General features: G+C 47.5%; 20 protein-coding genes. 10 read left to right on the top strand and 10 right to left on the bottom strand.

Annotated features, from left to right (window positions below):
* Positions 1 to 14: 14 nt before the first annotated feature.
* Positions 15 to 602 (bottom strand): DUF1543 domain-containing protein, encoded by a 588-nt coding sequence (locus E2R66_RS00570; RefSeq protein ID WP_133230337.1) that lies wholly within the window; start codon positions 600 to 602, stop codon positions 15 to 17.
* Positions 599 to 2,314 (bottom strand): FAD/NAD(P)-binding protein, encoded by a 1,716-nt coding sequence (locus E2R66_RS00565; RefSeq protein WP_133230335.1) that lies wholly within the window; start codon positions 2,312 to 2,314, stop codon positions 599 to 601. The genes E2R66_RS00570 and E2R66_RS00565 overlap by 4 nt, the downstream gene beginning before the upstream one ends.
* Positions 2,315 to 2,803: 489 nt before the next feature.
* Between E2R66_RS00565 and E2R66_RS00560 the strand changes: the two genes are divergently transcribed.
* The 6 genes from E2R66_RS00560 (at position 2,804) to E2R66_RS00535 (ending at position 9,213) form a co-directional block, all read left to right on the top strand.
* Positions 2,804 to 4,468, top strand: coding sequence for a UxaA family hydrolase (locus E2R66_RS00560; protein WP_133230333.1), 1,665 nt, complete (start codon positions 2,804 to 2,806; stop codon positions 4,466 to 4,468).
* 14 nt (positions 4,469 to 4,482) lie between these two features.
* A complete protein-coding gene (locus E2R66_RS00555; RefSeq protein WP_133230331.1) occupies positions 4,483 to 5,247 on the top strand; it encodes an SDR family NAD(P)-dependent oxidoreductase in 765 nt (254 codons plus the stop codon).
* A gap of 5 nt (positions 5,248 to 5,252) precedes the next feature.
* Complete coding sequence (locus E2R66_RS00550; protein WP_133230329.1) at positions 5,253 to 6,110, top strand: fumarylacetoacetate hydrolase family protein; 858 nt, start codon at positions 5,253 to 5,255, stop codon at positions 6,108 to 6,110.
* A gap of 49 nt (positions 6,111 to 6,159) precedes the next feature.
* Entirely contained in the window at positions 6,160 to 6,909 is a 750-nt protein-coding gene (locus E2R66_RS00545) for a (Fe-S)-binding protein (RefSeq protein WP_133230327.1), read from the top strand.
* Positions 6,906 to 8,267: a lactate utilization protein B gene (locus E2R66_RS00540; protein WP_133230325.1), complete on the top strand. Its 1,362-nt coding sequence runs from the start codon at positions 6,906 to 6,908 to the stop codon at positions 8,265 to 8,267. The genes E2R66_RS00545 and E2R66_RS00540 overlap by 4 nt, the downstream gene beginning before the upstream one ends.
* A gap of 349 nt (positions 8,268 to 8,616) precedes the next feature.
* Complete coding sequence (locus E2R66_RS00535; protein ID WP_133230323.1) at positions 8,617 to 9,213, top strand: LutC/YkgG family protein; 597 nt, start codon at positions 8,617 to 8,619, stop codon at positions 9,211 to 9,213.
* Between the two features lie 75 nt (positions 9,214 to 9,288).
* Here E2R66_RS00535 and E2R66_RS00530 read toward each other — a convergent pair whose 3' ends face one another.
* The 4 genes from E2R66_RS00530 to E2R66_RS00515 are packed head-to-tail and all read right to left on the bottom strand — an operon-like array spanning position 9,289 to position 11,606.
* The gene (locus E2R66_RS00530; protein ID WP_133230321.1) at positions 9,289 to 9,525 is read right to left on the bottom strand and encodes a cytochrome b5 domain-containing protein; all 237 of its coding nucleotides are present in this window, start codon (positions 9,523 to 9,525) and stop codon (positions 9,289 to 9,291) included.
* Positions 9,522 to 10,199, bottom strand: a complete 678-nt coding sequence (locus E2R66_RS00525) for a lycopene cyclase domain-containing protein (RefSeq protein WP_133230319.1) — start codon at positions 10,197 to 10,199, stop codon at positions 9,522 to 9,524. The genes E2R66_RS00530 and E2R66_RS00525 overlap by 4 nt, the downstream gene beginning before the upstream one ends.
* A gap of 1 nt (position 10,200) precedes the next feature.
* Positions 10,201 to 10,773, bottom strand: coding sequence for a hypothetical protein (locus E2R66_RS00520; RefSeq protein ID WP_133230317.1), 573 nt, complete (start codon positions 10,771 to 10,773; stop codon positions 10,201 to 10,203).
* Positions 10,773 to 11,606 (bottom strand): phytoene/squalene synthase family protein, encoded by an 834-nt coding sequence (locus E2R66_RS00515; protein ID WP_133230315.1) that lies wholly within the window; start codon positions 11,604 to 11,606, stop codon positions 10,773 to 10,775. The genes E2R66_RS00520 and E2R66_RS00515 overlap by 1 nt, the downstream gene beginning before the upstream one ends.
* Before the next feature lie 80 nt (positions 11,607 to 11,686).
* Here E2R66_RS00515 and E2R66_RS00510 point away from each other — a divergent pair, with 80 nt between their 5' ends.
* Complete coding sequence (locus E2R66_RS00510; protein ID WP_133230313.1) at positions 11,687 to 13,165, top strand: phytoene desaturase family protein; 1,479 nt, start codon at positions 11,687 to 11,689, stop codon at positions 13,163 to 13,165.
* A gap of 243 nt (positions 13,166 to 13,408) precedes the next feature.
* On the opposite strand, the gene E2R66_RS29065 is transcribed toward E2R66_RS00510, so the two are convergent.
* From E2R66_RS29065 to E2R66_RS00495, 4 genes are all read right to left on the bottom strand, one after another.
* Positions 13,409 to 14,050 carry a DUF3095 family protein gene (locus E2R66_RS29065; RefSeq protein ID WP_204985841.1) on the bottom strand — a complete coding sequence of 214 codons (642 nt, stop codon included), beginning with the start codon at positions 14,048 to 14,050 and terminating at the stop codon, positions 13,409 to 13,411.
* Positions 14,035 to 14,583, bottom strand: a complete 549-nt coding sequence (locus E2R66_RS29060; RefSeq protein ID WP_204985840.1) for a DUF3095 family protein — start codon at positions 14,581 to 14,583, stop codon at positions 14,035 to 14,037. The genes E2R66_RS29065 and E2R66_RS29060 overlap by 16 nt, the downstream gene beginning before the upstream one ends.
* An 88-nt stretch (positions 14,584 to 14,671) precedes the next feature.
* Positions 14,672 to 15,835, bottom strand: a complete 1,164-nt coding sequence (locus E2R66_RS00500; protein WP_133230311.1) for an ATP-binding protein — start codon at positions 15,833 to 15,835, stop codon at positions 14,672 to 14,674.
* Positions 15,836 to 15,951: 116 nt separating this feature from the next.
* Complete coding sequence (locus E2R66_RS00495; protein WP_133230309.1) at positions 15,952 to 16,947, bottom strand: ligand-gated ion channel; 996 nt, start codon at positions 16,945 to 16,947, stop codon at positions 15,952 to 15,954.
* A 328-nt stretch (positions 16,948 to 17,275) separates the two neighbouring features.
* Here E2R66_RS00495 and E2R66_RS00490 point away from each other — a divergent pair, with 328 nt between their 5' ends.
* The 3 genes from E2R66_RS00490 to E2R66_RS00480 all read left to right on the top strand — a co-directional run bounded on the left by E2R66_RS00490 (position 17,276) and on the right by E2R66_RS00480 (position 21,842).
* Positions 17,276 to 17,806, top strand: a complete 531-nt coding sequence (locus tag E2R66_RS00490; RefSeq protein ID WP_192901932.1) for a helix-turn-helix domain-containing protein — start codon at positions 17,276 to 17,278, stop codon at positions 17,804 to 17,806.
* A 148-nt stretch (positions 17,807 to 17,954) separates the two neighbouring features.
* Positions 17,955 to 19,838 (top strand): ice-binding family protein, encoded by a 1,884-nt coding sequence (locus tag E2R66_RS00485; RefSeq protein WP_158288302.1) that lies wholly within the window; start codon positions 17,955 to 17,957, stop codon positions 19,836 to 19,838.
* A gap of 75 nt (positions 19,839 to 19,913) precedes the next feature.
* On the top strand, positions 19,914 to 21,842 hold the full coding sequence (locus E2R66_RS00480; RefSeq protein WP_133230305.1) for an OmpA family protein: 1,929 nt from the start codon (positions 19,914 to 19,916) through the stop codon (positions 21,840 to 21,842).
* The last annotated feature ends 19 nt before the right edge of the window (positions 21,843 to 21,861 follow it).

Below are 21,861 nucleotides of genomic sequence, written 5' to 3'. Positions count from 1 at the left end.
CACAGATTTAAAACTCACACCAATTTCTCCAACCTAAAATATCCTAAATGTACCTCATCCTCGGGTAAATCTACTCCGGGCGTTATTTCGATGTGATACTTCTCTTTTAATCCGGGGGATAGCATATCCTCAATATTGTAGATATCATCCACATCAATCCCGTACTTGTCATCGATATGGGAGTTAGCTCCCTTCATGCCGGCGATGGTATTGTTGCGGAAGAATACCGTTTTCTTGGATTGCTGTATGGCAGCAGCACGATCGGTTTGTACAGTTAGCACGGTGTAATGTTGCTCTTCCAGTTTGCCCGACTGGTAGCCGCCAAGGTTGATGAAGAAGAGGCGATTGTCAGTCGGTATAACCGCTTTTTCCTTTAAAATAACGCTGATTCGGTAGCCATCCACCCGGTTTACCTCGCGCCAGCCGTCGATGTGCAGGGTGCTACCGGTGTTTTTCCAAAAGGCTTTGATGTCGGGCACCAGGTCCTTTAACGATGCCGCTATCCCAAAGAACACGTCGTGCTGCTCTACATGCCTGCCGGGGGCTTTAGAGCCAAGCAGTAACATGTACAGTTTTACTTCGGTGGATGTTTGTTCGCTCATGCGTTGTTTTTAAGCAAGGCTTCCATAATTAGTCCTGATGCTTGTTCACAAAAGTCAAGTCCCGAGTAATCGGGATTGTAGCCGCCAATATACGGTACGGCCATCATATAAATGCGATTGTTGTATGCGCCAAGCTCATCTATTATCTGGAAATTATCGTTGATAGCAATGCCCGGTACAATCAAACGATAATTGCCTTTTCCATCGGTTTTAACTTTCTCTGCGTCTTTTTCTATTGCCTGCTTGCCCTTTTCCGCATCCCTGAATTTCAGCGTGGCAGGTGTTACCGATTTATTTTTGATGAGGCTTGGATAAGGCAGGTCGTCATAGGCTAAGTGCGGCTGCCCTACAGAATCTACAAATGTTTCAAAATGGTCGGCGTGTTTTTTACCGGCATCATCGGTGTACGCATATACCGCACCACCGGGTTGGCCTGGTTTTACCTCGCTATCTTCTCCAACGGAAACAATTTCCAATATTCCTGCGTCGTGCATAGCCATTAGTTCTTCGCAGGAGCTTTGCGGAATATAAGCGATCACCACCGAGATGAGCGGCTGCAACACTTTTTGCAATCTTTGCATATCCTCTGCAGATAAATGCTTGGCAGGGTAATTCATGGCAAAGCTCAATACGCCCAGCATTTCCTTCCAGTAAACGGATTTATGTGCTTTTATGGACCGTTCAGCTTCTGCATATTCCGCTTTCAGCAACGCAAATGCATCTTGTCGCTCGCGCTTTCCCATCATCTCTTCTACGAATGCTTCCATGCTCATATCCTTGATGTGGGCATAAAAATCGGGCTGCCTTTCGCGGATGGGTTCTTTAAAGTCCTTCTCGAAAATATAATCTAGCGACAAAAAGCCGTCGTTGTTTTTGATGTGCTCATCTACTTCTTCCTCGCTTAATATCGTGTCGTTCTCCAGGTGCGGGTTATCCAAATGAAAGCGCACTGCTGGCAGCAACCCGTTGCGCGAATGCAGGATGATTTTAAAGTCGGGACTATCTATGCCCAAATGATAAACACGTTTACCATCTTTCTCTATAGAAAATTTCCCATTCCCCCGTCCCAGTGTGCGTATCGCATCTACGGCGGTAAGCGACGAACCTTTTATAGCAACCGTGTGGTTTGTTTTAATGCAAAGCTTAGCAGGGGGATATGGCGAATCGAAATATCCCGGTACTTTGCCTTCGTATTTTTTGGGCCAGTTGTGCCCGGTGCAGATAATTACCGTGTCGAAATGTTGCAGGTTGTTGACATTCACTTCTACTGCAACCTGTTTGTCATCAGGCTTGTCGATAATATCGCTAACTGTGCTTTCAAAATGCACATCTACCCTGATGCCATGCTTCCGGGCCTGTTGCATCAACAAATCGAACTGTGCCGATAGGTATTGCCCGAAAAGCAGGCGCGGGAGCACTTTGTAGTCGTTATAGCTTTGGGAGGTGATTTGATAATGAGCCAATAGTTCCTTTGGCGCGGCGGCAATCCAGTCGGCAACAGATGTTACCAGTTCAGGTATCTCATTGCCCGATACATTGGTGATGTGTTCGTCGTTTGCGCCTTCGGGGCTGTATGGCATGCCCGCGCCAAGTTGTTTTTTGCGTTCGAAAATGGTTATGCTGATTTCGGCATCGCCGGTATCAACCAATCGTTTAAACATAAACAGCCCGCTGGGGCCGCCACCAATTATTGCGATGCGTTTTTTGTTCATCAAAATGCTGTATGGCCTTAAGTGGCCTGATAATAAATGAGAAACACGTGGATTTGTTTTAACTTGAGCGCACAAATACAGTAGGGATATTTCGCTTAATAACTATCCCAATATCGCTTAATAGTTGGCATATAATGGTTAAGCATTCTTTAGGGGCATACCTTTCCTTTGTATGCTACCCTGCGTAGTTATACATATTGAAGTGTGCGCCGATTTCTTGCCTTGCAATAGAAAGATTAAAGCGCAGTATAGGTGTGTTTTTAGGGAGAGTTTATTTTGTGAATATGGACCCGCAGACCGGCTGAAGCCCGCCATTTTAAACTGAGTTAAGCAATTATAATAAAGACCTTTAGTTTTTTATTGCCGCCGGATAACGTTATTATCCATCTTTTTTTGGATATTATCCATTTTGAACACGCGATTGGTGTTTAATTTTACGAACCGATAATAAAACCGAGCATCCGACAGGAGCAAATCAAAAATACTACCATGGTAGCAAAAGATAAACTTACTTTTTTACAGATTCACCCTGCCGATAACGTATTGGTGGCCCTTACCGATTTACCCAAAGGTACGCCCATACAACATGGCGGCACCAACCTGGTGCTGGCCGACGATGTAGCGGGCAAACATAAATTTACTCTTGAGGCGCTTCAGCCGGGCGACGAGATACATATGTATGGCGTATTGGTAGGCAAAGCCAGTCAGTACATACCGCAGGGCGGGGCAATTACAACCGAGAACATCTTGCATGCCGCCGACGGTTTTAAGCTGGGCAGCCGCAAAACGCAATGGCACCGGCCCGATGTTAGCGCTTACGCGGAGAGGACTTTTATGGGCTATCCCCGTACTGATGGCAGCGTGGGCACGGCCAATTACTGGCTGGTGATACCGCTGGTGTTTTGCGAGAACCGCAACATCAACGTGTTAAAGGAGGCTATGCTGGAGAAACTGGGTTTTGCGAAGCCCCGCGGTTATGAAGACGAGGTGGATCAACTGATAGAGATGCTGCAAACGGGCAAATCCGTACAGGAGATTTTGCAGGCCGATTTGAAGATGACACCCGAGGGCGAATCATCGCGGAAGGTATTCGCTAACGTTGATGGCATCAAATTTCTGAACCACGATATGGGCTGCGGCGGCACGCGTACCGATTCTGATGCGCTTTGCGGCTTGTTGGCCGGATATATCACCCATCCCAATGTGGCAGGCGCAACCGTATTAAGCCTGGGCTGCCAGCATGCGCAGGCCAGCATTTTACAGGAAGAGATCAAAAAACGCGACCCCAATTTCTCCAAACCCTTAATGATTTTAGAGCAGCAAAAGCTGGGTACCGAAAGCCGCCTGCTGCACGAGGCGTTGAAGCAAACCTTCGCCGGACTGATAGAAGCAAATAAGCAGCAGCGCGAGCCTGCTCCTTTGAACAAGCTGAATATAGGCCTGGAATGCGGAGGGTCTGATGGATTCTCCGGCATATCGGCCAACCCGGTATTGGGTTATCTGTCGGATATTTTGGTGACGCTAGGCGGTAGCGTGGTACTGGCCGAGTTCCCCGAACTTTGCGGCGTGGAACAGGAACTGAGCGACCGCTGCATAGACGAGCCAACGGCGCAGAAATTCATGAACCTGATGACCACTTACGCCGCCAGGGCCGAGGCCGATGGCTCGGGCTTTTACGCCAATCCATCGCCGGGCAACATCCGCGACGGGTTGATTACTGATGCTATCAAATCGGCAGGTGCAGCCAAAAAAGGCGGCACATCGCCCGTGGCAGCGGTACTGGATTATCCGGAGAAAGTGACTAAGCCGGGCCTTAACCTGCTGTGTACGCCAGGCAGCGATGTAGAAAGCACCACGGCGGTAGTAGGCTCGGGCAGTAATATTGTATTGTTTACTACAGGATTAGGCACCCCAACGGGCAACCCCATTACGCCGGTAGTAAAACTATCAACCAACACCAAACTATATAACCGCATGCCCGATATCATCGATTTTAACTGCGGTACTATTATAGAGGGAGAAGAAACGATAGAACAAGCCACGCACCGCTTGTTGGATTACGTGGTAGAGGTAGCCAGTGGCAATATCAAACCCAAAGCTGTGCAATTGGGGCAGGACGATTTTATTCCCTGGAAGAGAGGCGTTTCATTATAAACTTAAGTAAAAGCATGTTTAGCTTAGTAAATAAAATAGCCGTTATTACCGGCGGTGGCAGCGGCATAGGCCGGGCCATAGCCTTGCTGTTTGCCCAACAAGGCGCAACGGTACACATCATAGAACTAAATGCCGATGCAGCAAGCGGTGTTGTAGAAGAAATTAGCGCCACAGGCGGTAAAGCAGAAGCACATGCTGCCAACGTGGCCGATCAGCAGGCGGTATTAGCTGTATTCGATAAGATAGGCAAGGTGGATATTTTGGTAAACAATGCGGGCATTGCCCATGTAGGTAGCCTGCTGAACACCAGCGAAGCAGATTTGGACCGCATCTACAACGTAAACGTAAAAGGTGCCTATAACTGCCTTTTTGCGGCGGTGCCAGGCATGAAGCTGCATGGCGGTGGGGTTATCCTCAACATGGCATCCATAGCGGCGCAAGTGGGTATTACCGACAGGTTTGCCTACTCTATGAGCAAAGGCGCCATCTTTGCCATGACCTTATCCGTAGCACGCGATTATATGGCCGATAATATCCGCTGCAACAGTATCTCGCCGGCAAGGGTGCATACACCATTTGTAGATGGCTTTATCGCAAAAAATTATCCTGGCAGAGAGGACGAGATATTCGAGAAACTATCCAAAAGCCAGCCCATCGGGCGTATGGGCAAGCCGGATGAAGTTGCTTCGCTGGCCTTGTACTTATGTTCGGACGAAGCCGGGTTTATCACGGGGACCGATTACCCTATAGATGGCGGCTTTATTACATTAAACAACTAAGCAAGATGAAACTAATAAGATTTGGCAACGCCGGCGAAGAGAAAGCAGGCGTGCATATTGATGGCGTTAACTACGATGCCTCTTTTTTGAACAGTGATTACGACGAGAAATTCTTTGAACGTGGCGGCATTGCCGAACTGGAAGCTTACGTAAAAGCGCACCAAAGCGAATTGACCCCAATACCCGAAGGCAGCCGTTTAGGCAGCCCTATAGCCAGGCCATCAAAAATCGTTTGCATCGGCTTGAACTATGCCGACCATGCCCGCGAAACCAACGCACCAATACCGCCCGAGCCGGTGATATTCATGAAAAGCAGCACCTCGCTGGTTGGGCCGAATGATAATATCGTTATCCCTAAAAATTCGGTAAAAACCGATTGGGAGGTTGAGTTGGCTGTGGTTATCGGTAAAAAAGCATCCTATGTAGAGGAAGCCGAAGCGGCGGATTATATAGCTGGTTACGTGCTGCACAATGATGTATCCGAGCGTGAGTTCCAATTGGAGCGCAACGGTACCTGGGATAAAGGAAAAGGCTGCGATACTTTTGCGCCGATGGGTCCATACCTGGTAACGCCCGATGAAGTGGCCGACCCCGATAACTTGCGCCTTTGGCTAACCGTAAACGGTCAGAAAATGCAGGATGGCAATACGGCTAACTTCATCTTCAAAGTGCCTTTCGTGATAGCTTATGTGAGCCGGTTTATGACCCTGCTGCCGGGCGACGTGATCTCTACCGGCACACCTGCCGGCGTTGGTCTCGGTTTTAAACCGCCTGTTTATCTGAAACCCGGCGACGTGGTGGAGCTGGGCATAGATGGTTTGGGCACCTCCCGCCAGGAATTGGTGGCTTATACTAAAGCTTAAGCATACAGTAGAGGACGGTTAATTTAGATACATACTGCAGATTTGTAATATGAGAGTAGGCTTGTTTATCCCCTGTTACGTCGACCAGTTTTACCCCAATGCGGCAATTGCTACCCTGGAGTTGCTGGAAAAGCTTGGGGTAGAGGTAGGGTATCCGGCACAGCAAACCTGTTGCGGCCAGCCCATGGCCAACTCTGGCTACGAACATTTAACCGGTGGATGTAACGACTTATTTGTAGCTAATTTTGCAGAATACGATTACATCGTTTCGCCGTCTGGCAGTTGCGCTTTGCATATTAAGGAACATCTGCACACGCATGATAACGAGGAGGCAGCAACCGGCATCCGAAAGAAAATATACGAGTTGACCGAATTCCTGACCGATGTTTTAAAGGTAGAGAAACTGGATGCCAAATTCCCCTACCGTGTAGGCTTGCATCAAAGTTGCCACGGGCAGCGCGGACTTAAACTGGCGCAAATGACGGAATTGACCGCCTCGCCATTCTCCAAACCCGGCAGCTTGTTGAATATGGTGGAAGGTGTGGAACTGGTGCCCCTGAAACGGGCCGACGAATGCTGCGGCTTCGGCGGTACCTTTTGCGTGGCGGAGGAAGCGGTTTCGGCCAAGATGGGGAAAGACCGCGTGGCCGACCATATCCAGGCCGGCGCGGAATACATCACCGCTGCCGACCTTAGTTGCCTGATGCATATGGAAGGCATCCTGAAAAGGCAAAAAAGCGCTGTAAAGGTGATACACATTGCCGAGATATTAAATGGTGTGAAGGAGTCTGTAGCATGAAAGACCACGCCGAACTCTCCGAAGTATTTAATGAAGACGAGCAGCGGGTAAACTGGCACGACGAAACCCTTTGGTTTGTGCGCCAGAAACGCGATAAAGCATCGCACCAGATACCCGATTGGGAGGAACTCCGCGAAGCTGCCTCGCAAATAAAGCATAACGTGCTATCCAACCTGGCCGACTATCTGGAGCAGTTTGAGCAGCAGGCCAGCAACAATGGTATTCGTGTACATTGGGCGGCGGATGCCCTGGAGCATAACAAAATAGTCCACGGTATCCTCAAGCGCCATGGCATCAGCCAGATGGTGAAAAGCAAGTCGATGCTGACCGAGGAATGCCACCTGAACCATTACCTGGAAGAACAAGGCATCAGCGTAGTGGATTCTGACCTGGGCGAACTCATTGTGCAATTAGCTAAAGAACCGCCTAGCCATATTGTACTGCCTTGCATCCACAAGAAAAAAGAAGAGATCGGCGATATATTCCACGAACATTTGGGCAGCGTCAAAGGCGAAGCCGACCCGCAGGTACTCACCGAAACGGCCCGTATCCATTTACGCAATACCTTTTTATCGCGCAGAGCAGCGCTTACCGGCGTCAACTTCGCGGTAGCAGAAACCGGTGAATTTGTGGTGTGCACCAACGAGGGTAATGCAGATATGGGCGCGCACCTTTCTGATGTGCACATCGCCAGCATGGGGATTGAAAAGCTGATACCCAAGCGTAAAGATCTTGGGGTGTTTCTGCGCCTGCTTACCCGCAGTGCAACGGGCCAGCCCATAACTACTTACAGCAGTCACTTTAAACGACCAAGGCCGGGGCAGGAGATGCATATCATACTGGTGGATAACGGCCGCAGTGTACAGTTAGGTCGTGAAGATTTCCGCAACTCGCTCAAATGCATCCGTTGCGGGGCCTGCATGAACACCTGTCCGGTTTACCGCCGCAGCGGCGGCCACAGCTACCATACAGCAGTGGCAGGGCCAATAGGTTCTATCCTGGCTCCAAACCTGGATATGAAACAATACGCCGATTTGCCATTCGCGTCCACGCTTTGCGGATCGTGTAGTAATGTTTGTCCGGTAAAGATCGATATTCACGAGCAGCTGTATAAATGGCGACAGGTAATCATCAAAGAAGGTTACGGCGATAAAAAGAAAGCCGCTGCCATGCAGGCTATGGCTTATACGCTTTCCTCGCCAAAGGTTTACCGGCTGGCAGGCAAAGCAGGTCGCTGGGTTATTAAGCATGTGCCATTCGCTGTAAACAATCCGCTGAACCCCTGGTACAAGCACCGCGATATGCCGGATGCACCGAAGGAATCATTCGGGGAGTGGTATAGGAAGAACAGGAAATAGAATCAAGAGGCAAGAATCAAGAAACAAGATATAAGAAGTAAGAGAGAAAAACCGTCATGCCGAATTTATTTCGGCACCCCACACGGCAGGTAATCCGCATGCAAAGCGGCTTGGCATGATGGCAACTTTTATGATGGGGTGTTGAAAAAAGTTCAACATGACGGTTGAGCAAGTAGCGATGGGTTTGAAACCCATCGCTACCGTAGATATTCTTTCCTCACCCTCTTTGCGCAGCAGAGAGGGTCGACGCCCGCGAATGGCGGGCCGTCGCGCCTACCTGTCGGCAGACAGGGTGAGTAAAATATGCGAGCGATAAGAAATCCGAAATCAAAATAAATCCGAAATCGAAATGACCACCCGCGATAAAATATTAGCCGATGTACGCCGTAACCAGCCGCCTTTGGTGGCTGCGCCGGATATTGCCGTTTGGGAAGATAAGGCGAAGGCTAAAGGCGCTTTGCTGGAGACTTTCGCAACCGTTGCCGGTAACGTAGGTAGCAGGGTGGTGTTGGTTGATTCTATCGACAAGCTGAAAGCACATCTGGTAATTACCCCCGGCTCGCGGGTGTTAACTTCTATGCCCCAACTGCTGGATATCGCCAAAGATGCGGCCCAGTTTGCCAACAAGGCCCCGCACGAAATGGAAAATGTGGAGTTGGCCATTTTGCAGGCGGAATTCGGCGTTGCCGAGAATAGCGCCCTTTGGCTTACCGAAAAACAAATGGGCACCCGCGTGCTGCCTTTTATCTGCCAACATCTGGCGCTGGTGGTTAAATCTACCGACATTGTACCCGATATGCATGCTGCTTACCTACGCACACAGGGCAGCGACCATGGCTTCGCCGCATTCATCGCCGGCCCATCCAAAACCGCTGATATTGAGCAATCCTTAGTGCTTGGCGCCCACGGGCCGAGGAGTTTGGTGATATTTGTGTTGATGGGGTAGGTTAATAACGAAAGATATTTAGCTAACCCAACCAGCCCTCTTGTCATTGCAATGACGATGTGGTTTCGTTGGGGCCTACTCCAATCTCCCCACTACCACAAACTTCTCGAATACGGTTTCGGTATGCGGGGCATCGGCCAGTTCTTCGGTAAGATCCTGCCCGGCCCAATGCTCGTAATGCTTACCATTGCGCCAAAGTCGGCTTTCGGTAACATCGTAAATTACACCTTTAAATGCCACCCATATCTGGGGCTTATCCTGTCCGTTGCGCAAAGCAAGTTGCGATTTGGTATATACCGGCAATTCGCTCATGCTGTCTTTCGAGACTTGAAATATTCAAAAAAAGCAACATTCATCAGCAGCAGGGCCATACTGTAAAAATGATCCTCAAAGGGAATGGTGCCCACGCGCAGGCTCATGTTTTGCGCATTGTTATATAGTACTACCGGCCAGGCTGTCAGTACGCCGTTGACGATGTAGAAAGGGATAAGCGATACCAAGAACGCCATGTAAAACCTGCCCAGCCAATCTGCTTTAAAAAAATAAACCAGGGCTACCAGCAAAACAATCAGCAAGCCAAAGGTTACCGCAGTGTACAACCGGGTGTAGTTATAGGCTAGCAACGATACCGATGCGCCAATCAGCAGATTGGATATCATCCTAGTCAGCACAAACGGCGGCTCCCATTTTACATAATAATTGAGGCAGGCGTAGATAAACAAGCAGGAAAAGGGCACCGTAAGGAAGAACAATATCTCCTCCAGCGGCAAGCCTATGAATTTAATACCCGTAATGTAGGCATCGTTGAAACTCCACACGCCATAAACGGTAAACAGCACATCCCAAAACAAAAACACCAGCCCGGTGATGGCCATCCCCGGCCAAAGATATTTCCAGCTTTTGGCGAACGCTACCCGCTTATCGAAAGACAAGGCCACGGGGAATATTACGGTAAGCAAATTGATGATGAGGTAAGTATATTTCACGCTATAGGGCAGCTAAATGTTGGTGAAGGCGTTTCTGCTCGTCGGCGGTGCAGCGTTTAGATTCGAGCATGAACTTGATGATGGTTTTAACCAGCACTTTATCTGCCGAAGCATAGTATTTTGCATCTATCTGTTTAACCATCTCTAATCTATCGACAACCAGGTTTTTGTTATAGCCCAAAAACTTGGGCACGTTATGCTCTATAGAAAAGCGCATAAAGCGTATCTCTATATTATGTGGGTCGGCCGTCACGGCACTTTTGAACGTCTTTTCGCAATCGTTAAGGTATTTGAACTTGTTGTACGGGTTCCAGGCGTGCTTGGCTTTAAGGGCCTCCAGTGTACCCATATAGGCGTTAATGAGCGCCGAACGCTCCTTTATTTCGCCAAGGCTGTTGTAAAGCGAGTCGGTAGTTTTTTTGCTCTCCAGGGCAGTTACCAGCAGTTTGCGTATAACAGGTAGGTCAGGCGGTGTGTCAACGGCGTTTTTCATCGGGCCGAACGACATCAGCATCCCCGCCAGCATCACTAATAGCAAGTATTTAACGGGGTTATATATAAACGTTGCCGACATTATATTACGTTCATTTTTTGGTGCAACCGGGCCTTTAGGAAAAGACTAAGTTTCCGTGCATTGGAAATTCGCACCCGCTTCTGCATGATGATGCCCGCGGGGGTGCTACGTATTTTCTTGAACAATTGCAGATAATACACATAGGCCACATATACACCCAGGCGCGCGGATTTAGGCAAGAGCTTTATGCCTAACAGAGCTTCATCAAAATCTTTTTTGATATCGGCTTCTATATTGGTTTTATCCTGCGCGGTAAAGTTACCAAAATCTACGCCGGGGAAATAAGTGCGGCCACGGTCTTCGTAATCGGCCTTGATATCCCGCAGGAAATTTATCTTCTGAAAAGCTGAGCCGAGACTGCGAGCCTTGGTAATGAGCTGGTTGTACAACCCGCCATCACTGGCGCAAAACACGCGCAGACACATTAGACCCACCACTTCGGCTGAGCCGTAGATGTACACTTTATAGCCGCCTTCATCATACGCAGTTTTATCCAGGTCCATTATCATGGATGTAAGAAAAGCGTCTATCAGTTCACGTTCTATTCCGTATTGGTTTACCACCTGCTGAAAAGATTGCAGCACGGGGTTGGTGCTGATGCCCGCATTGATAGCCTTGAAGGTTTCAGTTCGGAAATCTGCTATAAGCTGGCGCTGATCATGCTCGTAAAAAGTATCTACAATTTCATCGGCATAGCGCACGAAGCCGTATATGGCGTAAACCGGATAGCGTAGATGCTTCTCGAAAGCCTTTATACCAAGGCTGAACGAGGTGCTGTATTTCTCGGTAATCAGCTTGCTGCATTCAAAACACGTTTCGTCGAATAAGTTCATTTACGTTGTATCTTGTCCAAAAGTACAAATTCATTGTTGCATTGTTTTTTTGACTGACACAATGTTTACTTTTGATGGGAATGAAAAGTAAACATGTTATCATTATAGGGGCAGGTTTTGCTGGTTTAGCTTCGGCATGTGTGCTGGCTAAGGAGGGTTATCGGGTAACAGTCTTAGAAAAAAACAGCCAGCCCGGCGGCCGTGCCCGCGTTTGGGAGAAAGATGGCTTTAAATTCGATATGGGCCCAAGCTGGTATTGGATGCCCGATGTTTTCGAAGATTTCTTCGCGCTTTTCGGTAAAAATCCGGCCGATTTCTATGATTTAAAACGCCTCGACCCAGGCTACCGCGTTTATTATGGCAAAAATGACATACTTGATGTGCCCGCTGATATGGGCGAATTGGAGTCGCTCTTCGATTCTATAGAACCCGGCAGCAGCCAAGGGTTAAAATTATTTTTAGAACAGGCCGCCTATAAGTACAAAGTGGGCATGGGCGAATATGTTTTCCGCCCCTCGCATTCCATCACCGAGTTTATCGACTGGAACCTTATACGCAAAAGCTTCAGCATGCAATTACTCACCAGCATGAGCAGCCATGTACGCAAGTATTTCAAAAACCCCAAGCTTATCAAACTGCTGGAGTTCCCCGTGTTATTTTTAGGTGCACGCCCTAAGGATACACCCGCCATGTACAGCATGATGAATTATGCCGATCTGGCTCTTGGCACCTGGTACCCTATAGGCGGCATGAACGAGATTGTAAAGGCGATGGTAAACATTGCCGAAAGCTATGGTGTAGAAATCAAGCTTAATACCGAAGTAACCAAAATTGAAGTTATAAATCAACAAGTAAGCAATATCCAAACCACGCATGGAGATTTTAAAGCTGACTTTGTGATAACCGGTGCCGACTACGAGCACGCCGACCAGCATCTCTTAGACAAGCCCCACCGTAACTACACCGAAAAATACTGGGATACCCGCACCATGTCGCCATCGAGCCTGTTATTTTATATCGGCACGAATAAAATAATACCGGGCATTGAGCATCATAATTTGTTTTTTGACGAAGACTTTGAACAGCACGCCAAAGAGATATATACCGACCCGCAATGGCCCAGCAAGCCGCTGTTCTACGTGTGCTGCAGCTCCAAAACCGACGCTGATGCGGCACCCGAAGGTTGTGAGAACCTCTTCTTCCTGATGCCCCTTGCACCAGGGTTGGAAGATAGCGATGCCTTGCGCGAAAAATACTTTAATATCATGGTGGATAGGTTTGAGCAAGTAACCGGCCAACCGCTTCGCAATGCCATCATCCTGAAACGGAGCTACGCCATGGAAGATTTTAAAGCCGATTATCATTCCTTTAAAGGCAATGCCTACGGGCTGGCTAATACATTATCGCAAACGGCTTTTTTTAAACCAGCTATGCGGGCAAAGCATATTAAGAATATGCTATACACCGGGCAGCTTACCGTACCGGGACCAGGCGTACCACCGGCATTGATATCCGGGCAGATAGCGGCAAAGGAAGCAATGAAGATGATGGAGCAATAGTGTAAACCTATCACAGTGTTAATCAGCAAAATACGTCAGGTGTTTCGCTTCTCGGGCGTGAGACACATGAAACACTTTTTTATAATTTTTAACTGATAATCAGCTAGTTAAAAAAAACAGGCGAAACAGCACCTATCATTTAGGAAAAATACTTAAACTACTTACAGTTAAATACTTAATGGCATATCTTCAAAAATAAGCGAAACACTTTTTTGGGCCGAAAGTGAAACACTTCGTTTGACGTTACCCCGCAATCTTCCGCTTCAACATTTTGGCCGCCTGGGTGTAGCCACCTTCCGAGCCATCAACGAAATGGATATGGCCGTCTTTTAAATCGCGTACGTAACACGACATTACCGAGGCCCTGCTGATGTGCAGCCCGTAGATGAGTTTACCATCCGCCTCCATTTTATCTAAAACTTTTTGCAGGGCCACACGCTGCTTAGCCGTACCCGATATCACCGTATTTATCTTGCCATCAATCACCAGCGTATCGGCCATTTCTACCAGGCTTTGCAGATAGCGTTTGCCGTTATCGGTACGAAAATAGATGTAACCATACAAGCCTATCCCCCATTTCCATAGCAGTTGCAGCCATTTTACCTTGCCTATGGTGGCCAGCATTTCGGTACTTAGTTTAGAGAAGGTGCTTTTGAACTGCAGCTTAGCAACGGAGATAGGCTGCCGTTTTTGGGGCGGGCCGTATAGCTTATCCAGGGTTTCCATTACTTCTTTAAACACTTCCGATTGCTTGTGCCCGTCTTGGGCAACTACCAGCAGGCTTATTACCTCTTCTTTATCTTCGGGCGGAGCTATGCGGTCCCAGCGGCATTGCATGCCGGTAAGGTCGGGTTCTTCATAATCGGTATTTACGCCCGAGAGCATATAATCATCACCTTCGAGAGCATATAATCATCACCTTTAATAATCTGCTCGGCGTAGTTGATGCCGTTGCCCAACACCACGGGGATGGAGAACACGGCAGAGCTACTGTATTTGGCAATATGCAGTTTACGGCCATCGGCGTATATTTTGGCTACGGGCAGGGTACCGGTACGAAGTTCCAGTCCGAAATTCTGCTGCGTGCTTACCTTATAAGCAGCCAGCGCCTGCATCACCTTGTCAATAATATCGGGCGGCACCAGCACCGTTGCGCCATCGCCGCCGAAAAAGAAAGGCACCGTAACGTTCATGCTAAAGGCGATGTTAAGCACCGCAATGATACTGCCCGTGGCAATAAGATTAACGTTTTCGTGCGCGCCACTCATCACCGCTCGGGTAGAGTTTTTGATATCCGTAATTACGATATGCCAGTCATCGGGCACATCTGCAAACAATGCCTCGTTCGTAAGCAAATTGCCCAGGGGCATCCGCCTGGCGGGCAATTGAGTATAAAACTGGCTATTGTTAACTGGCATTGATGTTTGTTTGATTAAACGATATACGGAAAATGCAGGCTAAGCAGCTATAAATTTAGACAATGTTTTGCCGGCTTGCATATACTTGTTAATCATTAATATCCTTCCAGCTTAGTACCCGGTAGTTGCTGCGCTGCTGGTTTTCCGAGCCGCCGTAAATCAGCGTTTTATTTACTTCTTCAGGCGAAACCAAACCAGCAAAACGGTCGAGCTCTTTAAACAAAGCGGAAGTGACGGTTTGCGTTGCTTTAACCTCGTAAACATCAAACCCGTTGCTGTTTTTCATCAGCATATCCACTTCGTGCCCGCTACTATCCTGCCAAAAAAAGTATTCCTGGTGCAGGTACAGATGCTGGTTCTTTTTTTGGTATTCGGCGAGCACCATGTTCTCAAAGATATTGCCTTTAAGCCTGTTCCCGGCAAGTTCATCAGCAGACCGAACTCCTAAAAGATGACAAAGCAGCCCGGTATCATAAAAATAAAGTTTGGGGGTTTTAACGAGGCGTTTGTTAAAATTTTGATGATAAGGCTGTAACCGGAAAATGATATAACTGCTTTCTAATATGGATAACCACGCCTTCGCCGTGGGTTGGGCGATATCGCATTCATTGGCCAGGGCACTGATATTGAGTAATTGGCCTGCCCGACCTGCACATAGGCTTAAAAAGGTGCGGAACTGCCGCATATCCCGTATATTCAACAATTCGGTAACGTCTTTTTCTAAATAGGTTTGAACGTAGTTAGCATAAAATACAACCGGATTAATATCACGGTCGAAAATGGCGGGATAAAACCCTTTAAACGCAGCCGATAGATGATCATTCTCAAGCATCTCATTCGAATTCAGTTCTTTAAAATCGAGCGGGAGCAACTTAAAAAGAGCCACCCTGCCTGCCAGGGTTTGAGTTATGCTGGTTAGCAGGTGGAAGTTTTGCGAGCCTGATAATATAAACTGCCCCATTTGGCCGGATTCATCTACCCGTGCCTGTATATAGGAGAATAAGGAAGGCACGCGTTGCACTTCATCGAATATTACCTGGCTGTTGTATTGATTCAAAAAACCAACCGGATCTTCTGACGCAAATGCGCGTGTATCCGGATTTTCTAACGAAAGGTATTTATAATCGCCGAATAGCTCCTTCAACAACGTGGTTTTACCCGACTGCCTGGGGCCGGTGATTGCAAGCACCGGGAATTTAGATTGCTGCGTCTTTATTACAGGGGCCAATTCCCGCTGAATAAATTTATTCATAGTCAGCTGTTTTTCAATTCAAAGTTACATTTTATTTTGAAATTGCATGACTTCTATTTTGAAATTACACACGTTCTATTTTGAAATTGCAAACTTTCTGTTGAAAGAAGATGCCTTTACTGAGGTATAGTGGCTAATACGGGTACATGGTTTGCGCCATAAATCAACCAGCCATTTATCAACAGATAAGCTACCAACAAAACCTGCGCGCAAAGGAAATCGAATTTTTTGGCCTGGGCGAGTTTCTCCAACTTTACCAGCCGCAAGGAGTAGGATGTGCAGATGATAACCGTTAGGATAAAACCGAGGGTCACGCCGTGCAGGCTATCCACCAGCGTAAACGTAGTAGATTCGGGCAGCGTAGAATCGATAATATACTTATTACCGATTACTGCGAACAACGCGCCTACACTAAGGCCAAAACGCGAATCGATACTATCCGTATGGATGTAAAAACACATATATGATATAAGAAAAGCCACGTACATACCCAGGAACATTTTCCAGAACAGGCCCATGGCATCGCGGTCAATCTGCAGGCGCACCCTGAAGTTGCTGTACTCGGTATGTGGTTTGGCCAGGCTCTCGTCGCCAAATCCGGTTTCGTATTTTTTTACACCCGTTTTTACATCCAGGCTGTCAACGCGCCAACCCCGCAGGGTAAAACGCGGGTCGAAATGCTTGCCCAGCGTATCTGCTTTAAATGCCAGCGAGTGCGAATCGAACTGCGAATTTTCGATAGAGAAACGCAGCTTTTGCTTATCGAATGGAAAGTTATCTATCGCCCAGGAATCTTTCATTACGCATTGCAGCTTCATTAGCAAATACACGCGCCCGCCGGTGGTATCAATGGTAGAGAACGAGGTGGTGTACGATTTGGCCTGCGGCACCTCCAGGTTATGCAAAAAATCGAACTTCTTGTTTTTGTATTTAAGCCACAACCACAGGTTTACACTATACTCTTTGTCCTTAAAATTAATATCGTGGATGCTGGTGATGTACACGCCCGCCGTCACGGTATCGGGTTTGGGCTTTTGGGCATAGGCCGATGAGGCCAAAATAAGCAGGGTAATGAAGGTTGCGATTAAACTTTTGCCGTGTAGTTTTGCCATGAATATTTGTATTGGGGACTGGCTAAAAATAAGGATTTTTATCGGAAGATAGCGCTTTCTGCCAGGTGGCGTACATTCGTTAAAGCGCTAATGCAATCCTAAATACTATCCATAATTATTTTTTTTATTAATAAAATATCGTTGGATTAATTTTCCTTCAAAAAATTAATAGTTAATTTTTATTCCTTTAAAGATACTCCTAATTGGAATACTTGTTTTGACAGAGATAGGGCACTTTTAATTTAATATTAAATTAATGCAAGAAGCGCACTAAGGCGGGGTGTGCAAAACGCTATTCGGGGCACTTATATTGTAACGCTGCTACCGAATGATATTTTACATAAAAAATATGGTATGCATGAGCTGCCAGGTAGTAGTAGCGTATGAGTTGGAAAAACTCGGCTTAAACCAGCACAAGGTTGAACACGGAAAAGTTGAAATACTCGAGCCGATTTCTGATGAGCAAATCCAAACATTTAAACTGGCACTAATGCGCTCGGGGTTAGAACTAATTGATAATAAGAAGAACATTTTAGTTGAAAATATCGTAAACGCGATAACAGAAATGATAAATTATCGCCACGACGAACTAAAAATAAATTTCTCTCATCATTTGAGCGAGAAGCTAGGCCATGATTATACCTATCTGGCCAATGTATTCTCTGAAGCAAAGGATACTACGATAGAACAATTTATTATCCATCATAAAATACAGCGGGTAAAACAACTCATTTGTGATAAAGGGCTCAGCCTAACAGAAATATCATGGAGGATGCATTACAGTAGTGTAGCACACCTTTCCACCCAGTTTAAAAAAGTGACTGGAGTTACCCCGTCTAACTACAAACAGACGTGCTGAACTAGTAATACATTGCCCCAAATGTGTGAATTATAGAACATTTTAAAAAAGTTATGTAACAGCCCGGCCCCATGCCTGGTGTAGGTTTGTAACGTCCCGGCGTTTTGCTAAAAAAACCCTGGCACTCATTTCTAATAAACATAGTTACATGAACAAAAAAATTACTTTCACCGCTGGTGGCATTTTACTGCCTCAGCGTAAAAACTCCTGCGGCATATTCAAGGCGATCGGTGTGCTGGCTTTAGCCCTTACCTTTTTTACAGCCTGCAAAAAAGACGATTATAAGGGCGAAATTATTGGCGACTGCCCCGTGGTAGTAAGTACAGACCCAGCCGACAAAGCTGTAGACGTTGTATTGGCAAAAGTGATAACGGTAACATTTAATACCGCTATGGCACCGTCGACCATTACTGATAAAACCCTCATCATAAAACAGGGCGCCACAGTGATAACGGGTACTGTTGCGGCCACCGCTGATAACAAGGTTTATACATTTACACCTGCGCAGCCCTTATTGCCGTTTACGGTTTATAACGGCACAGTTACCACCGGCGTTACCGATACGCTGCGTACTGCCATGGTAGCAGATTATGTATGGAGCTTTACCACCATCCCCCAGACAACCTTATCTGTTAACCCGGCCATTGGCGGTACAGTTACGGGTGCCGGTGTATTTGCACAGGGCTCTACGGTAACGGTTGCAGCTTTGCCAAGTACAGGGTATGCCTTTACAAACTTTACCGAAAACGGTAACGTGGTTTCTACAAGTTCCAGCTACCAGTTTACTATGGCGGGCAACAAAACTTTAGTTGCCAACTTTATGCTGATACCCCCGGCCCAGTTTGCAATTGTATTATCATCGTTACCGGTAGCAGGAGGCACCACCAACGGCTCCGGTGCTTTTAATGCGGGTAGCACGGTAACCGTGAGTGCCAATCCTAACAACGGCTACACCTTTGTAAACTGGACGGATAACGGCAACGTAGCATCTACAAGCTCCAGCTATCAATTTGTATTAACGGCTAACCGCACGCTTATCGCGCACTTCCTGGCCATACCGGCATCGCAGTTTGCGCTGGTACTGAACTCCAGCCCCGCAGCGGGTGGGTCAACTACAGGTTCGGGCGCATATAACTCGGGCACCAATGTATCGGTAACCGCAACTGCTAATCCGGGTTACAGCTTTACCTCATGGAGCGGCGATGCATCAGGTTCAAACAACCCATTGACCGTTACCATGAACGCCAATAAAAACATCACGGCGAATTTTGCGCCAATAGTGGTTATCATACCACCGGCATTAGGCACGGCAGCTTTGTTTGGTGCATTTGGAGGTAATGCGGGCATTACCAACCAGGGCTTAAATACGGTAATTAACAATGGTAGCATTGGAACAACCGCCGCTGCAACATTAATAACAGGTTTCCATGATGGTACTTCGGGTGATATTTATACCGAAACGCCCCTTAATACAGGGAACGTTACCGGCAGAATTTATACTGCACCACCAGCACCTGGCACGGCAACTTCTTTTGCCATTGCCCAACAAGGGCTTTTAGATGCAACGGTAGCTTATAACAGCATATCACCAGCCTCAAAACCGGGCGGCATAGACCCCGGCGCCGGCGAGCTGGGTGGTTTAACCCTGGCACCAGGCGTTTACAAATCGGCCGCCGGTACCTTCAAAATAACCAATGGCAACCTGGTGCTTGATGCCAAAGGCGACCCTAACGCTACCTGGATATTCCAAACGGCAGCAGGGCTTACGGTTGGCATAGCGGGCCCGGAAGGTGCGCGCAGTGTAAGCCTGATTAACGGCGGCCAGGCTAAAAACGTGTTCTGGTACGTTGGCAGCGCAGCTACTATTAACGCAGCTGGCGGCGGTATCATGACGGGTACCATCATCTCATCGGCAGGTGTTACTTTCTCTACGGCTGGTAATGCGGTACAAACGGTATTGAATGGCCGTGCAATATCATTGGTAGCGTCGGTTACCATGGTAAACACTACCATAAACGTTCCGTCTAATTAATCAACAAAACAATAGGTATCAGCCCCTTCGGGGGCACTACCAAACCGTACGTAATAACCTTTAAAAAGAAATCTTATGTTACCCATAAATAAAATCATCCCAAAAGCCATCATTTTTTTGCTGGTGGTAATCATGGCCGGCACAACGGCTAAGGCGCAAACCACGCAACCTACCTGGTGGTTTGGCGTATCGGGCGCAGCCAACTTTAACATTTATAACGGCACAACCCAGCACTTAACCAATACTTTAACAACGCCTACCGCTTTTCATAAAGGCAATGGTGTGCGGCCATACGGTTCTATACTGATGGAATACCGCCCCAAAAGTGTTGTAGGCCTTATGCTGAATGTAGCCTATGATGGCCGCGGTGGTAAGTTTAAAGATGTGGTTGCCCCCTGCAACTGCCCCGCTACCCTGGGCACAGGTGCCAGCTATATAGCCATAGAGCCCAGCCTACGCTTAGGCGGCGCTTCGGGTTTATACTTTTTTGCAGGCCCGCGTGTTGCCTTTAACGTAAACAGCGATTTTGCTTACACCCAGCTTAAACAACCCAATACCAACAGCCAGTTCAGCGCTATACGTAAATCGCTTGTTTCGGGCCAGGTAGGGCTTGGTTACGATATCATGACCTCGTCGGCAGCAAACGTTAATAAAGTGAGTATATCTCCCTTTGTTTCTTACCACCCCTACTTCGGGCAAGATCCACGCAGTATTGAAAGCTGGAACATCAGCACCGTACGTGCAGGCATAGCGCTTAAATTTGGCAAGGCAACAAAAATCATCACCGAAGTAACCCCTCCCCCTGCCGCGCAGCACGATTTTGTATTCAACGTGAGGGCACCATTAGCCGCGCCGTTGAAACGCAGGGTAAGCGAAACATTGCCGTTGCGCGCATCGGTGTTCTTTGATGAAGGCTCCACCCAACTGTCGCCGCGTTATATTACCTTAACAAGCGAGCAGGCGGCCAGCTTTAAAGAAACCCAATTGCAGGACGCAACCACTGATATGACGGGCCGTAGCGCAAGGCAATTGAACGTTTACCATAACTTATTGAACATTACGGGCGACAGGCTACGTGCCAACCCCGAGGCTACCATTACGCTTACCGGTGCATCTCGTGCCGGACGTTCGGAAGGTACCTTACTGGCCGAAAATGTTAAACAATACTTAGTTACCGCATTCGGTATAGATGGCGCAAGGATTACTACTGTGGGCCGTACCAAACCGGTTATCCCATCTGAGCAACCAGGCGGCACTAAAGAACTGGTATTGCTGCGTGCAGGCGACCGCAGGGTTGATATCACCAGCGAATCGCCACAATTGCTGATGGAAGTTGGCGGAGGCATGATGAGGCCAGTGCAGATAAACACCACGCAAACAAACCCAATGGATAGCCAGGTGGTAATGAACATCGATAGCGCAAGCCAATTGCTTAAATCATGGTCGGTTGATGTTACAGACGATAAAGGTATCGCGCAACATTACGGGCCATACACCCGCGATCAGGAGAGTATCCCGGCTGCAAGTATATTAGGCAGCAATGCATCGGGCAATTACAAACTGGTGATGACCGGCGAAACACGTAAAGGTTTCCCGATACGCAAAGAAAGCACGCTGCAACTGGTACGCCAGGAGGAAGCACCTACCGTTGGCCTGCGTTACAGCATCCTGTATGATTTCAACAAATCCGACGCTACTAATGCCTATGACAAATTCCTTACGGATATCGTAGCGGCATCGATAGCAGATGGGTCTACCGTAATTATACATGGGCATACGGATGTTATTGGTAACGATGCATATAATATGCAGTTATCACGAGACCGCGCACATGATGTACAACGGGTTATAGAAGCAGCTTTAAACAAAGCAGGCAAAACGAATGTAAAATTCGAAACGCTTGGCTTTGGTGAAGATGCAGGCAATGCACCTTTCGATAATAATCTACCCGAAGAACGTTTTTACAACCGTACCGTTATTATTGATATCGTACCGGTAAAATAAGCGGCAATAACATTATCTA

Origin of the sequence: Mucilaginibacter psychrotolerans (genome assembly GCF_004519315.1) — a bacterium.
GTDB classification, from domain to species: domain Bacteria; phylum Bacteroidota; class Bacteroidia; order Sphingobacteriales; family Sphingobacteriaceae; genus Mucilaginibacter; species Mucilaginibacter psychrotolerans.
The sequence above is the reverse complement of the archived record's forward strand: the minus strand, read 5'-3'. Positions and strand labels throughout refer to the sequence as shown.